Raw genomic sequence first — 14,968 nt, forward strand, 5'->3', positions numbered from 1 at the left:
GAGAATACGAGATAGTCTTTATTCATTAATATCAAATCCTTTTATAAGTAACTAAGCTTTAGCTTTCGAGATGTGTTTATCTACAATGATAAGTGCATCTCTTTTTAGTTTTTTTGAAACTTGATATTTACTTACTGAAAACATAATAAGTGCCAACCAGATGATTCCGAATGTAATGAAATGAACGAGAGAGAATGTCTCATCATATAGGAAAACACCTAGTAGAAGCATCATCGTTGGTGCGATATATTGTAAAAACCCAAGTAATGATAAGGGAATTCTTTTTGCAGAAGCACCAAAAAAGAGCAGTGGTGCTGCAGTAGCCAAACCAGCACCAATAAGTAACCACAAAGTAGTAAAATCACTTAAATAAAACATGCTATACAAACCACCGTGTTGTAAGCTAAGGAACAATAATGCAAATGGTAAGACGATTAATGTTTCCATTGCTAGGCCACTAAGGGAACCAACTTGAACGATTTTTTTCAATAAGCCATAAAAACCAAAACTAAAAGCTAATCCTAGGGCCACATATGGAAATGTTCCTAGAGAAACCGTTAATATAGTGACTGCAACTCCAGCGAGCGCGACAGATAACCACTGCACTTTCGTTAGCTTCTCTTTTAAAAGGAAAACGCCTAGTAAAACGCTCACTAAAGGATTAATATAATATCCAAGGCTAGCTCGAACAATGTGATTATTTGTTACGGACCAAATATATATATACCAGTTTGCAGTGATGAAAACTGCCGAAAGGATCACTCCAATAAGTAATCTTGGATTTTTAATTATTTGTTTTAGTTCATTAAGAAATGAGGGACCTCTACCAATTACGATTAAAAGTATCATTAATAAAATGAAGGACCATAAAATGCGGTGGGCAAGTACTTCTTGTGCAGGTATATGGTCTAGCCATTTCCAATAGATAGGGAGAGCTCCCCATAAAATATAAGCGCAGGCTCCAGCAAGAACGCCTGTTTTGATAGAATGTTGTTCATTGTTCATAATAGTTCCTCATTTATTGTTTTAGTTAATTACTGTGTTATAGATCATATCATATGGTAGCTCAACTATTGGTTTATTTCCAATAATTCGATTTCTGATAGAACTGATCATTGATTTCCGTTCGCTTGTTAATTGTGAACCTTCCCATTCTTCTTGCAAAACAACATAGAGTACAACATCTCGAAACTTTAAAAATAAAGGAAGGTTATTTAAATCATCTTTAGAAATATGATTCTCAGCCAAGTATCCTTTAAGAAAGTGTGTAAAAAAGTTTACTGAAAATGTAGGGAAACTTATTTTTGAATTCTCTAAATACCAGGCAGTATAATAAACTGGCATAGCCAAATCATGAACAATGTAATTGTAAGCACAGTCATCAAAATCAAACATCCATAGTTTTTTACCGTCAAAGAAAAAGTTTCCGGAATGCAGGTCAGTGTGAGTGAGCATGTATGTTTGCTTTAATTTTGGCAGCGATACAATCTCATCAAATAATAATTTAGCTTGCTTTTTTACTTCACAATCTTCAGTGGAAAACTTTGATAATAAAGTACGGGACATTTCCATATAATCTTCCCTTGGAATGATATTTGTTAAAGGTGTGTATGTACTTGTTAATCGATGTAACTCACCTATCCCTTTTCCCCAACTATAAAAAAGATTCATATCCTTCATGTTTTCTGTTATTTTTATCATACTGCCTTTAGCTTTTTCAAATACACTCACATAAAACTGTGTATCACCCGCAGTGATTTCTTCTACTAATATTTGATTGGCTGAAGGGATTGGACCACAAACTGTTGATCCTTGTTTTTTTAAGAAAGTAAGCCAATCCAATTCGGCTTTTATTTGTTCGACAGATCGATGTGAGGAGTGACAAAAACGAATGACGTATTCTACATCTGCTATGTTTCCGCTATAAATAAAATTCTCAAATCCAGCTAATTCTTCTAGTGAATTGGTGTCCATTCTAAATTTTTGAGCACCATCGTATAGTACTTTCTTCGTAAAATATTTCTTCGCTATTTTTTTCATCTCGGCACCTCCCGTTTTATAACTTATCTTTCGTCAGATCTACTATTAGAGAAAAGTTGATGAAGCTCTTCCAAAGAGTCATGGATAGAAAGCAATTCATAGAAAACAACAGTTTTTTCATGAAAGTGATGAAAATATTTCGGGTTACGTCTATGTCCAGAACTATACTCATATTTAAGGTATTGATCTAATTCATAGATTGTATAAAAATACTCATCTGTAATGGGTTCATTTAAATGTAGTAAGAAATAACTGATGGATTCAGCTGTTTCACTTAATATTTTTTGTTCATAGTCATTAAAATTTATCGTTTTATTAATAAATTGTAAGTTTCCAAGATGTAATGTCATTTTATCAAGTATGAATATAGTCTTTTCAAGCTTTTGAAACTTTTTATATTCACTAAATTTTATCTTATGAAACTTCCATTCTTCTTTTTGAAAGTAAAGAAGTTCAATTGTTTTTTCAAGGTCAGATTTTAATAGCTGATACATTTTATCTGGTACTTGTTTTTTTTCAGTGTTATTATTTGCTTTTAATAGCTTATTGACAGTTTGAATTAATACGTTAGCGAGACCCGATATATGATGTTCTGTCTTAGATGTAATATCAGCAATATATTTTGGTGGTAGAACAAATAAATTTACTATTGTAGAAACGGTCAAACCTATCATCGTTGTGCCTAATCGGGACAAGAATGCTAAAAAATAGTGATCATGTATATCAGGAATCATTGCAACTGCTGTTAATGTGGCAACAAGGGTTCCTTCTTTTAAATTTAGTTTCTGGCATAAAATGATTGTAAGGACAGCAGCTAACATAAATGTAATAGGGGAATTTCCCAATAATCCTACAAACAATGCTGCTAATGCAGCACCTATTGCAGAGGCTGGAAAACGTACTAATCCTTTTCTAAGTGAATCTGATGCAGTTGGTTCAATGGTAACAATAGCTGCAATGACAGCAAATTCTGCTGGTAGATTTAACTTTATACAAATGAATGCGGTGATAAAAACAGCGATTGCCGTCTTAATGATGCGATTTCCAATCCACTTTTTTCTTAATGACTGTATCATATTATAAGACTCCAATACTATGTTTATATAAAGCTCAACTATAGACTGTTTACTCTTTTTAATTGTATAGTAAATTGTCTCTGAAGGTAAGGTCATCCAATTAAGGAACATGAATTCTTCTAAATATGCAACGACAAAGATTCCTAAAAAACATCATATCCGATACAATATAAGGATAGAGATAGAGTTGATTATTATGTTGAGGAATACAATACAATGATAGTGAAGTTGCGACTCTAGCGACAAGCGATACTTCACGAATCAGCTTCTTGTTTTTTCGAGAAAAGCGTCTACCAGTAACGGATTCGAATAATAACCCAATAAATTGAAATCAAGTGTTAAAGGATCATCCTTTAAGTTTGTATAAATATTAATAATGAGGTGACACGATGACAGTCTCATTCCTTTTAGGAAGAACAGGGGCAGGGAAGACTACTCAAATCTTACATGACATTATCAAAAAAATAGAGTCTGATCCAAAAGGAACTCCAATTATTTATCTTGTTCCAGATCAAATGACCTTCCAATCAGAAGTAAATCTCGTAAAGAAATCAAATGGTGGGATGACTAGGGTTCAAGTATTAAGCTTTTCTAGATTAGCCTTAAGAATTCTGCAAGAAACAGGTGGAGTATCTAGATATCACCTTCAAAAAACTGGGATTCATATGCTCCTAAGAAAAATTGTGGAGCAAAATAAGGGAACGTTTAATGTGTTTGGCCGTTCAGCTAATGCTAATGGTTTCATAGATCAATTGGAACAGATGGTCACGGAACTGAAAAGATATAATATTAGCCAGGATAATCTTAATGAACGGTACGATGACCTGGTTAAAAAAGATAATAAACGCCCACAAGAAGTTGTTTTACAGGAAAAGTTACACGACATAAAAGTCGTATACGAAGCCTTTGAGCAAGAACTCAGTAAACATTATCTTGGATCCGAAGATTACTTAGCATTATTAGCTGAACAAATACCAAAATCAAGCTATTTAAGAGAAGCAGAAATATACGTTGACGGTTTTCATAGTTTTACTCCACTTGAAAATCTTGTTCTTGTAGAACTTATGAAACATTGTCCAAAAATAACATTTGCATTAACCATGGAAAAGTATGATTTAGATGCACCTATTCATGAGTTAGACCTATTTTTTGAAACGGCAAAGACATTTCAAGAATTAAACGACTTATGTGAAGATAATAATATTTCTGTGACTGAGCCGATTCTTTTTTCAAAACAGCATCGGTTTAATAGTCCTGCAATCGCCCATATTGAGAGAAACTATGACACTCGTCCTCCAGAAAATAGTGAGGAGGTTGATGGTGTTCATATAATCAGTGCTGTTCACCGTAGGAGTGAAGTGGAAGGTGTAGCTCGGGAGATCCTTCATCTTGTTAGGGATAAAAACTATCGGTTCCAAAATATAGCTATTCTCTTAAGGAACATGGGTGATTATGTAGATTTATTAGAGACTATTTTTGAGGATTACTCTATTCCTTTATTTTTGGATGAAAAGCGATCAATGTTAAATCATCCTGTAATTGAGTTTATTCGTTCATCCCTTGAAATTATCCATGGCCATTGGAGATATGAAGCTGTTTTCCGTTGTTTTAAAACAGATTTACTTTTTCCAATCGATAGGGAGATTAAGCAGATGCGAGAAAGAGTGGACCAAATGGAAAACTACGTACTTTCTTATGGAATTCAAGGATATAGGTGGTATCAAAAAGAACCTTGGACATACCGGAGAGTTAGAACTTCTGCTGATGGAGAAAAGAAGAGAACGGAAACGGAAGAGAAATTTGAAAGAGAACTCAATGAACTACGTGGACAATTAACAGAACCACTTATTCAATTTGAAAGAAAAATGAAGCGAGCTAAATCAGTACGAGAACAATGTGAGACATTGTATTTATTTTTAGAGGAATGTGAAGTGCCTAAGAAACTTGAAAATATGAGAAAGTCTTCTGAAGAGATGGGGGAATTAAGATTATCTCGAGAACATGATCAAGTTTGGTCTGCCGTAATAGATTTATTAGACCAAATGGTAGAAATGGCAGGAAACGAAAAAGTCTCCTTCGATATGTTTCGAACGATGCTAGATTCAGGACTTGAAAGTATTAAATTTGCAATTATTCCCCCTGCCCTTGATCAAGTAATTGTAGCTGATATGGAACGTTCGAGATTATCAGACATTCAGTGTGCTTTTATTATGGGTGTTAATGAAGGAGTCATTCCTGCAAAACCTGATGATGGCAGCATTATTTCAGAAGAAGAGAGGGATTTACTCCAACAAGGTGGTACATCATTAGCTCCAGGGAGTACGAGACAACTCTTAAATGAAAACTTTATTATTTATATGGCAAAGAGTACCCCTTCAGACAGACTCTATCTTACTTACCCACTAGCGGATGACGAGGGTAAAAGTTTACAGCCGTCCATTGTTATAAAACGAATGAAAGATTTCTTTCCGAACTTAAAGGAAAGACTCTCTCTTCAGGAGCCTACAGAAGTACCTGTTGGGGAACAACTTCAATTTGTTAGTACTCCGTGGAAAAGTTTGTCGATGTTAACATATCAGCTTCAAGCATGGAAGAAAGGATATCCAATCGGAGAATTTTGGTGGGACGTATATAACTGGTATGCCGATTCCATTGTTTATAAGAACCAGGCAAAAATGGTACTGAAGAGTTTGTTTTATAATAACAAACCTAAACAATTAACAAGTGATATGACAGAAAAACTTTATGGAAATCATATTCAAACAAGTGTATCGAGAATGGAGCAATATCAGTCATGTCCATTTGCTCAGTTTGCCAACTATGGATTACAACTTAAGGAACGAGAAACTTATAAACTGGAGGCTCCTGATGTTGGAACACTTTTTCATGCTGCGCTTAAAGAAATGGCAGAGCATCTTAGAAAAAATGGACGCGACTTTTCAAATCTTACAAAAGAGGAGTGCAAAACTCTTTCCAAAGAGGTTGTGAATAATTTAGCACCAAAGATTCAAAGGGAAATTCTACTAAGTTCAAATAAATACAATTATATTAAACAGAAGCTTGAGGAAGTGGTAGCGAGGGCCTCATCAGTTCTTTCTGCCCAATCAAAGGTATCTGGTTTTTCTCCTGTCGGTTTAGAGGTTGGTTTCGGTCCAGGAAAGGAGCTGCCACCCTTAACCTTCCAATTAGAGAATGGCAGTACGATGGAACTTGTAGGTCGAATTGACCGTGTAGATCAGTCTACTAATGGTGGGCTTTTACTGAGAATAATAGATTATAAATCTAGCAAGAAAGACGTTCAGTTAATGGATGTATATTACGGACTTGCCTTACAAATGTTGATTTATTTAGATGTTGTAATCACCTTTTCTGAAAACTGGCTAGGGACAAAGGCATCTCCTGCTGGTGTTTTATATTTCCATGTTCACAATCCACTTTTGCAAGCAAAGGAAACGTTGACATTGGAACAAATAGAGCAGGAGCTTTTTAAACAATTTAAAATGAAAGGCTTAATTGCTGCAGATCCTGAAGTGGCTAGGCTAATGGATGAAAATATTGATGGCGGGCGTTCAAATATAATTCCAGCAGGACTCAAAAAAAATGGAGAATTTTATTCTGGTTCCTCGATTATATCAAATAGCGATTACGAGGCATTAAGACAGTATTTAAGAAAAAAAATAGTTGAAATTGGATCCTCTATCACGTCTGGTTCAGTAGACATTAAACCAGTGAAAAATAAACAACACACTGCTTGTACCTTCTGTTCATTTAAACCAGTGTGTCAATTTGACCCAACTGAAATAAATGAATATCGTACAGTACCCAAATTGAAGGATGAAGAGATATTAACGATAATCCGTGAAGAAGGAGGTTCTAAGGTTGAAGATAAATAAAAAGCCAGAAGGAGCTCTTTGGACAGATGATCAGTGGAAGGCAATTGACGCTGTAGGTAACAATATACTTGTTGCTGCTGCTGCTGGTAGTGGTAAAACTGCAGTATTAGTTGAGAGAATTATCCGCAAAATTGTAGATCCAGAAAATCAAGTGGATGTAGATAGATTACTTGTTGTTACCTTCACTAATGCTGCAGCTGCAGAAATGAGAAACAGAATCGGAGAAGCAATTGAAAAAGAATTGAAAAGTAACCCAAGTTCTATGCACTTAAGGAAACAGCTTTCCTTACTAAATCGTGCAAATATATCTACATTGCATTCTTTTTGTATGAAAGTAATACGCCAGTTTTATTATGAAGTACAAGTTGACCCGAAATTTCGATTATTGGATGCCACAGAAGGTGAATTAATTCGTGAGGAAATTATCGATGATTTATTTGAAGAGGAATACGGAAAAGACAACAACGAGGTTTTCTTTGAGGTAGTTGATAAATACAGTGGAGATCGAACGGATGATGCATTAAGACAGCTTATTCGTAAACTATACGACTTCTCTCGATCACACCCATCACCTGATGCTTGGCTTGATGAAATGGTACAAACATACACACTTGATGATGTTCATCAAATTGAGGAGTTACCTTGGTCAGAGGAATTATTATCGGACGTGAAACTTCAACTAAATGGAGCCATTTCTTGGTTAGAAAAGGGAATGGATATCACGAAAGAACCAGACGGACCAGGGAAATATGGCGAAAACTTCGAAGAAGACCTGGTTGCAGTGAAATCCCTATTAAGTGCGTCTTCTTGGTCGGAAATGTATGATCTATTTCAAAGTATCAGTCTTTTTGGAAGGTTGAAGTCGATTTCCAAAAAAGAACTGGTTAACGAAGAATTAAAGGAGCGGGCTAAAAATCTTCGGGAGCAGGCAAAAAAACTAGTTGAGGGAATTAAAAAGGAACTATTTAATAAAGCGCCTAACACAATGCTACAAGAGCTTAAAGAAATGGCTCCCACAGTAGAGATGATAGTAGATCTAGTAAAAAATTTCTCTAAACGATATATGGAAGAGAAGAGAGAGAAAGCAGTGTTGGATTTCAATGATTTAGAGCACTTGTCATTATCTATATTAGGTAATGAAAATGTAAAAACAGGAACATGGCTTCCGACTAAAAACGCAAATGAATTTCAAGATCACCTAGTGGAAGTACTTGTGGACGAATACCAAGATACAAATCATGTACAAGAGACGATATTGAAACTAATATCCAATGGAAGTAACCTCTTTATGGTGGGTGATGTAAAGCAAAGTATTTATAAATTCCGACTTGCGGAACCTTCCCTGTTCCTGTCAAAATATAAACTCTTTACAAAAGAAGGAGATGGACCTGGTTGGCGTATTGATTTAGCGAAAAATTTTCGGAGTAGAAAAGAAGTGCTAGATAGTACAAACTATATTTTTCGTCAAATTATGGACGAAACTGTAGGTGAAATTTCATACGATGAAGACGCTGAATTGAGACTAGGCAATAAAGACTATCCTGAACAAGGTGGTTTAGAAACAGAGCTTGCTGTTATAAACAAGGGTAAGCCTTTAGCAATACAGGAACCAGGGGATGAACAGATTACATTAGAAGAAGATTTAGAAACCTCTCAGATGGAAACAAGATATATGATTAGTCAAATCAAGAAACTGATAAAAGAAGAATATCCCGTATATGACAAAAATATAAAAAAAACACGACCAATAACATATCGGGATATTGTTATTCTCATGCGTTCCATGCCTTGGGCTGCAACCATCATGGAAGAGTGTAAAAAAGAGGGTATACCAATTTATGCAGAATTGTCAAAAGGTTATTTTGAGGCAGTAGAAGTACAAGTAATGATGTCACTTTTAAGGGTTATTGATAATCCTTATCAAGATATCCCCCTTGCTTCGGTTCTACGTTCCCCAATCTATCACTTTGACGAAAGAAAACTGGCCCACGTCCGAATTATGGATAAACATGGTACTTATTACGATGCTTTAAAGATAACAGCGGAAGATTCACCAGATGAAGAAATACGGCTAAAAGCGAAAGACTTTATCACTAAAGTGGAGAAGTGGAGAACGAAGGCAAGATCTGGATCTTTATCTGAATTAATCTGGGAATTGTATCGTGAAACAGGTTACTTTGATTATGTTGGTGGAATGCCTGGTGGAAAACAAAGACAGGCAAACTTACGCGCCTTATACGATAGAGCTAGGGCTTATGAAACAACGTCCTTTAGAGGTCTTTTCCGATTTCTGCGCTTTATTGAAAGAATGCAGGAAAGAGGAGATGATCTTGGGACAGCACGAGCACTTGGGGAGCAAGAAGATGTTGTAAGAATTATGACTATCCATAAAAGTAAAGGTCTAGAATTTCCCGTCGTCTTTGTAGCTGGAATGAATAAAAAGTTTAATATGCAAGATCTTCACTCCTCATATTTATTGCATAAAGATTTAGGATTTGGTTCTAAATATATTGATCCTAAGTTAAGGGTTACCTATCCTTCATTGCCACAACTAGCTATTAAAAAGAGAATGCATTTAGAAACATTAGCAGAAGAGATGCGTGTTCTTTACGTAGCATTGACACGTGCAAAGGAGAAGCTTATCCTTATTGGTACCGTAAATGAAGGGGAAAAAAGCTTGGAGAAGTGGAAAGAATTTGTAGGCGAAGATCAATGGCTACTCCCTGCAGTAGACCGTCAAAAAGCAAACAGTTTCTTAGACTGGGTAGGACCTGCAGTATTAAGGCATAATACCTCCGTTCAATTTTTTAATGGAGGAGAGTCTAATAAGTCTGTATGTGAAGCTGTTCGAGAAGATCCATCGAAGTGGTCACTTACATTTGTAGAACAGGATGAATTACAATTATCCAATGAGAAGACCGAACAGATGGGAGGCTCAATAGAGGATTCTATCGTTAAGATGGAGCCAGTTCCATTTGGTAGTGATAAAAGGGAATTAATTGAAGCAAGATTGTCATGGAAATATGACTTTGAAAATGCAGCAATTCATCGCTCAAAACAGACGGTTAGTGAGTTAAAGCAAGAGCTAAATGATGATTACAGTGAAAAGCAATTTATTTCTGGTTTTCAGTCAAAGTTTGCAGACAGACCAAAGTTTTTACAAGAGAAATCTTTAAGTGCAACAGAAATTGGTACAGTTATGCATACGATCATGCAACACCTATCTATTGATGAAAAACCAACGAAAGAAAGTATTAAAGAGAAGATAAACTCGATGATTATCCAGGAACTATTAACAAAGGAACAGGCTGAAGTAGTTAATGTCGAAAAAATCTCGGCTTTCTTTGAAACAAAGATAGGTTTGCGCTTGCTCAAAGCCAATTGGGTAGAGCGTGAAATACCATTTAGCTTAGGCATTCCTGCTTCCAAAGCTTATGCAACATGGGTTGGTAATGAAGATAATATAGTTTTAATTCAAGGTGTTATCGACTGTGTTTTTGAAGATGAAGAAGGTAAATTAGTTCTTCTTGATTACAAAACTGACACAATTGATGGGAAGTTTGCTGGTGGTTTCGATGAGGCGAAAGAAGTATTTAAAGAGCGATATGGTATTCAGTTGTCATTATACCGACAAGCATTGGAAACAATATGGCGTGAAAAAATTGATCAGGCTTACCTATATTTCTTTGATGGTGGACACGTACTAGAAATGGAATGAGGGGACTCTGATTACTAATTTAATCTATAGCGAAAGATTAAAATGAACCTTAGGGAATTTTCCTTAAGGTTTTTTATTCCGCTTTGATAGGCATTTAATATGCAGTTTCTAGCTTAATATCAAGCATTTCATTCTCCAATTATTAAAAAAATAAAATATTTAGAAATTTATTTTTTAAAAAGGGGTTGAATTAAAAAAAATACTGTTATATAATACGAAACATGTTCATTACTGTATTATAACACAATGAATCGGATGTGACTTTGGAACAATAACTAATCTATAACAGTAATTGGAACTTTATTATTAAATTAGGAGGAAGATACAGATGAATTGTGAAAAGTGTAGCGGTAATGGGGAAGTCGGTTGTCAAAAATGCCACAGTGGTTCTATGTACAAAATGAGTAATGGGGAAATGTCAGAAAGGTGTGACCATTGCGAAGGAACTGGGATCGTTCATTGTTATCAATGTGCAGGGAGTGGAAGGATAGATTAATAAATTTGTGTTATGGGACAGTTACCTTGAAATCTATAAGGAGAAAACATTTTTATCAAAGTTTAATTGTTGTATTACAGGGGGGCTATATCTATCAGATATGTAGTTTTCTAGCCTAATAGATATAAATTTATAAAAATGAATCTGTTAATGTGTGCAATAGCCTAACTCATAGGCTAATAAATAATATAAAAGGGGTGCAATAATATGAATGAAAATCAAGTTTTACAAGAAATTGAAATGGAATGGTCTAGACCGAGATGGGAAGGGATAACTCGTCCTTATTCCCCGAAGGATGTTTATAAATTAAGGGGATCTCTTATGGTTGAGCATACATTGGCTCGTCGAGGTGCTGAAAAACTTTGGTCTATGGTTAATGAAAAAGATGATTATGTAAAAGCATTGGGGGCATTAACAGGAAATCAGGCAATGCAGCAAGTGAAGGCTGGCTTAAGAGCTATCTACTTGAGTGGTTGGCAAGTTGCTGCTGATGCAAATCTTTCAGGACAGATGTATCCTGATCAAAGTTTATATCCAGCTACAAGTGTTCCACATGTAGTTAAGCGTATAAATCAAGCACTTACACGTGCTGATCAAATTGAGCACAGTGAAGGTGGGGCAAAAAGAGACTGGTTTGTTCCAATTGTAGCAGATGCAGAAGCTGGATTTGGCGGAACACTAAATGTGTTTGAGCTTATGAAGAACATGATCGAAGCTGGTGCTGCAGCAGTTCACTTTGAAGATCAATTGTCTTCTGAAAAAAAATGTGGTCACCTTGGTGGAAAGGTATTACTACCAACACAACAGGCAATAGGTAACTTAATATCTGCAAGATTAGCAGCTGATGTAATGGGGGTTCCAACGATAATCATTGCTAGAACAGATGCAAATGCTGCTAATCTAATTACTAGTGATGTAGATGAATACGATCGCGCGTTTATTCGTGATGAAAGAACGGTAGAAGGTTTTTATCGTACAAATGAAGGTATTGAGCAAGCTATTCATAGAGGATTGGCTTACGCTCCATATGCGGACATGATTTGGTGTGAAACAGCTGAACCGAATCTTGATGAAGCTAGGCAATTTGCTGAAGCGATTCATGCAAAATATCCAGGGAAACTATTGGCTTATAACTGTTCGCCTTCATTTAATTGGAAGAAAAAGTTAGATGATGTTACAATTTCTCGATTCCAAGATGAGCTTAGTAAAATGGGTTACAAGTTTCAGTTTGTTACTTTGGCTGGATTCCATGCACTTAATCACAGCATGTTCCAACTTGCAAAAGGTTACAACGAAAGTGGCATGACAGCTTATTCTAGACTTCAAGAAGCAGAATTTATTAGCGAGAAGGACGGATATACAGCTACAAAACATCAAAGGGAAGTGGGAACTGGATACTTTGATGCAGTATCAACAATCATATCTGGTGGAACATCATCGACAACTGCATTGACTGGTTCAACAGAAGAAGAACAATTTACTAGCTAAAAAATTCAAGCAATTAGTCTTGTGTTCATAGGATTGTAACATTTAGACAGTAAAAATAATGATATAGCTGAAAAGTAATTCATTTTTTCCTCCAATCATTTTATAATACAAACAGATAAAATGATTGGGGGAGTTTATAAAATGATATATCATTTATTATCTATGAAAGAATGGGAACGAGCTAAAGGTGAAGGAGTATATTGGCCTGAAGAACTTGATAAAAAAGGTTATATTCACTGCTTGACAGAGGAGCAGTTACACAGTGAGGGGGACACTGTACTTTTAAAAGAAGAAGGGGATATCATTCTTTTGAAAATATACTCTCATGAATTAGAGAGTTTAGTTGTTTTAGAGGATACAACTGAGTCTGGTAAATTATATCCTCATGTTTATGGTCATATTAATTTAAATGCAATTAAAGAAGTGAGCGTATATAAAGGGATAGGAGCAATTCAAAAATTATCATAAATAGTCTTTTCCAATCCATACAAAGTGCTCTAGCCTTAATATTAGCTAGAGCACCTTTTTTTACTCTGTCATTTATTTTTTCTTTGCTGTCTTCATTTCAACGTATTCATCATATGAAATTTCTTTATCGAAGACACCAGATTCTTGAATTTCAATCACTCTGTTCGCAATGGATTGATTAAACTGATGGTCGTGTGAAGTGAAAATGATTGCTCCTTTAAAATTGATTAGCCCATTATTTAAAGCGGTGATGGACTCTAAATCAAGGTGATTAGTTGGATCATCAAGCATTAGAACATTAGCTCCACTCAACATCATTTTTGAAAGCATACAGCGAACCTTTTCCCCTCCAGAAAGTACGCTTGCCTTCTTCTTAGCTTCTTCTCCAGAGAAAAGCATTCTCCCTAGGAAACCACGTAGGAAAGTCTCAGTTTGGTCTTCAGGAGAGTACTGGCGAAGCCAATCTACTAAATCCAATTCACAGCCTTCAAAATACTTGGCGTTATCTTTAGGGAAATAAGATTGTGAAGTTGTAATACCCCATTTATAACTTCCACTGTCAGGCTCCATTTCACCAGCTAGAATTTTTAATAAAGTTGTTTTCGCAATGTCTCTTGTACCAACAAGGGCAACTTTATCATCTTTATTTAATACAAAACTTACATTATCAAGAATCTTCACGCCATCAATTGTTTTTGTTAAACCTTCTACGGTAAGTAGATCATTACCAATTTCTCGTTCAGGCTTAAAATGTACATAAGGATATTTACGAGATGATGGTTTAATATCATCTAACTCTATTTTGTCAAGAAGCTTCTTTCGAGAAGTAGCTTGTTTCGATTTTGAAGCATTTGCACTAAATCGGGCTACGAAAGCCTGAAGCTCTTTAATTTTTTCTTCCTTCTTTTTATTCTGTTCTTGAGCCATACGAAGGGCAAGTTGACTTGACTCGTACCAGAAGTCATAGTTCCCTACATAAACTTGAATTTTTCCGAAATCTAAATCGGCAATATGTGTACACACCTTATTTAAAAAGTGACGGTCATGTGATACAACTATAACTGTGTTTTCAAAGTTAATTAAGAATTCTTCTAACCATTGGATTGCTTCAATATCAAGGTGGTTAGTAGGCTCGTCCAATAATAAAACATCAGGATTACCGAAAAGAGCTTGTGCAAGTAAAACTTTTACCTTTTCATTACCAGAAAGTTCTGCCATTTTCTTTTGATGGAGGTCCTCACCAATTCCAAGACCTTTTAAGAGGATGGCAGCATCAGATTCAGCTTCGTATCCATTTATTTCTGCAAACTCGCCTTCAAGTTCTGCTGCACGCATACCATCTTCATCTGAAAAATCAGCTTTCATATAAATCTCATTTTTCTCATTCATCACTTCATACAAGCGTTTATGTCCCATCATAACAACATCTAGAACAACATGATCTTCATACTCGAAATGGTTTTGTTTTAAAACGGCCATTCTTTGTCCTGAAGGCATATGCACGTCACCAGATTGAGAGTCAAGCTCCCCTGATAAAATCTTTATGAATGTGGATTTACCAGCACCATTTGCACCGATCAAACCATAGCAGTTACCTGGCGTAAATTTAATATTTACATCTTCAAAAAGCTTTCGATCTCCAAATCGTAAGCTAACATTTGTTACTGTAATCATTTATTTCTCATCCTCTTCATGTAATGTCTTTGAAATTATAACATGGAAATGAAAGAAAGACGAGGGTTGTTGTCGTCACAGGCCTAAAGCTACGGCATATATTATTGTATAAGGT

9 protein-coding genes are annotated in these 14,968 nt (G+C 35.5%); 5 read left to right on the forward strand and 4 right to left on the reverse strand.

The features are described 5' to 3' along the window. Positions 1-51: 51 nt before the first annotated feature. The 3 genes from rarD to BW724_RS10815 are packed head-to-tail and all read right to left on the reverse strand — an operon-like array spanning position 52 to position 3,116. Complete coding sequence (rarD, locus tag BW724_RS10805; protein ID WP_088075232.1) at positions 52-1,005, reverse strand: EamA family transporter RarD; 954 nt, start codon at positions 1,003-1,005, stop codon at positions 52-54. Positions 1,006-1,026: 21 nt separating this feature from the next. Then, positions 1,027-2,040 carry a phosphotransferase enzyme family protein gene (locus BW724_RS10810; RefSeq protein ID WP_088075233.1) on the reverse strand — a complete coding sequence of 338 codons (1,014 nt, stop codon included), beginning with the start codon at positions 2,038-2,040 and terminating at the stop codon, positions 1,027-1,029. Positions 2,041-2,063: 23 nt separating this feature from the next. Then, positions 2,064-3,116 (reverse strand): aromatic acid exporter family protein, encoded by a 1,053-nt coding sequence (locus BW724_RS10815; RefSeq protein WP_176371375.1) that lies wholly within the window; start codon positions 3,114-3,116, stop codon positions 2,064-2,066. A gap of 389 nt (positions 3,117-3,505) precedes the next feature. Here BW724_RS10815 and addB point away from each other — a divergent pair, with 389 nt between their 5' ends. From addB to BW724_RS10835, 5 genes are all read left to right on the forward strand, one after another. Next, positions 3,506-7,009, forward strand: a complete 3,504-nt coding sequence (gene addB, locus BW724_RS10820; RefSeq protein WP_088075235.1) for a helicase-exonuclease AddAB subunit AddB — start codon at positions 3,506-3,508, stop codon at positions 7,007-7,009. After that, complete coding sequence (addA, locus tag BW724_RS10825; protein ID WP_088075236.1) at positions 6,996-10,727, forward strand: helicase-exonuclease AddAB subunit AddA; 3,732 nt, start codon at positions 6,996-6,998, stop codon at positions 10,725-10,727. The genes addB and addA overlap by 14 nt, the downstream gene beginning before the upstream one ends. 328 nt (positions 10,728-11,055) lie before the next feature. After that, positions 11,056-11,223 carry a hypothetical protein gene (locus BW724_RS23605; protein WP_176371376.1) on the forward strand — a complete coding sequence of 56 codons (168 nt, stop codon included), beginning with the start codon at positions 11,056-11,058 and terminating at the stop codon, positions 11,221-11,223. Positions 11,224-11,430: 207 nt separating this feature from the next. Then, positions 11,431-12,711, forward strand: a complete 1,281-nt coding sequence (gene aceA, locus BW724_RS10830; protein ID WP_088075237.1) for an isocitrate lyase — start codon at positions 11,431-11,433, stop codon at positions 12,709-12,711. 141 nt (positions 12,712-12,852) lie between these two features. After that, entirely contained in the window at positions 12,853-13,179 is a 327-nt protein-coding gene (locus BW724_RS10835) for a DUF952 domain-containing protein (protein ID WP_176371377.1), read from the forward strand. Positions 13,180-13,251: 72 nt separating this feature from the next. On the opposite strand, the gene BW724_RS10840 is transcribed toward BW724_RS10835, so the two are convergent. Then, positions 13,252-14,853 (reverse strand): ABC-F family ATP-binding cassette domain-containing protein, encoded by a 1,602-nt coding sequence (locus BW724_RS10840; protein WP_088075239.1) that lies wholly within the window; start codon positions 14,851-14,853, stop codon positions 13,252-13,254. Between the last annotated feature and the right edge of the window lie 115 nt (positions 14,854-14,968).

Origin of the sequence: Litchfieldia alkalitelluris, from assembly GCF_002153425.1 — a bacterium.
Taxonomy (GTDB): Bacteria; Bacillota; Bacilli; order Bacillales; family Salisediminibacteriaceae; genus Evansella; species Evansella alkalicola.

What these genes read in the sequence shown, in the direction of transcription:
- rarD (WP_088075232.1), bottom strand. Translation starts at nt 1,005, where the DNA reads ATGAACAATGAACAACATTCTATCAAAACAGGCGTTCTTGCTGGAGCC.
- BW724_RS10810 (WP_088075233.1), bottom strand. Translation starts at nt 2,040, where the DNA reads ATGAAAAAAATAGCGAAGAAATATTTTACGAAGAAAGTACTATACGAT.
- BW724_RS10815 (WP_176371375.1), bottom strand. Translation starts at nt 3,116, where the DNA reads ATGATACAGTCATTAAGAAAAAAGTGGATTGGAAATCGCATCATTAAG.
- addB (WP_088075235.1), top strand. Translation starts at nt 3,506, where the DNA reads ATGACAGTCTCATTCCTTTTAGGAAGAACAGGGGCAGGGAAGACTACT.
- BW724_RS23605 (WP_176371376.1), top strand. Translation starts at nt 11,056, where the DNA reads ATGAATTGTGAAAAGTGTAGCGGTAATGGGGAAGTCGGTTGTCAAAAA.
- aceA (WP_088075237.1), top strand. Translation starts at nt 11,431, where the DNA reads ATGAATGAAAATCAAGTTTTACAAGAAATTGAAATGGAATGGTCTAGA.
- BW724_RS10835 (WP_176371377.1), top strand. Translation starts at nt 12,853, where the DNA reads ATGATATATCATTTATTATCTATGAAAGAATGGGAACGAGCTAAAGGT.
- BW724_RS10840 (WP_088075239.1), bottom strand. Translation starts at nt 14,853, where the DNA reads ATGATTACAGTAACAAATGTTAGCTTACGATTTGGAGATCGAAAGCTT.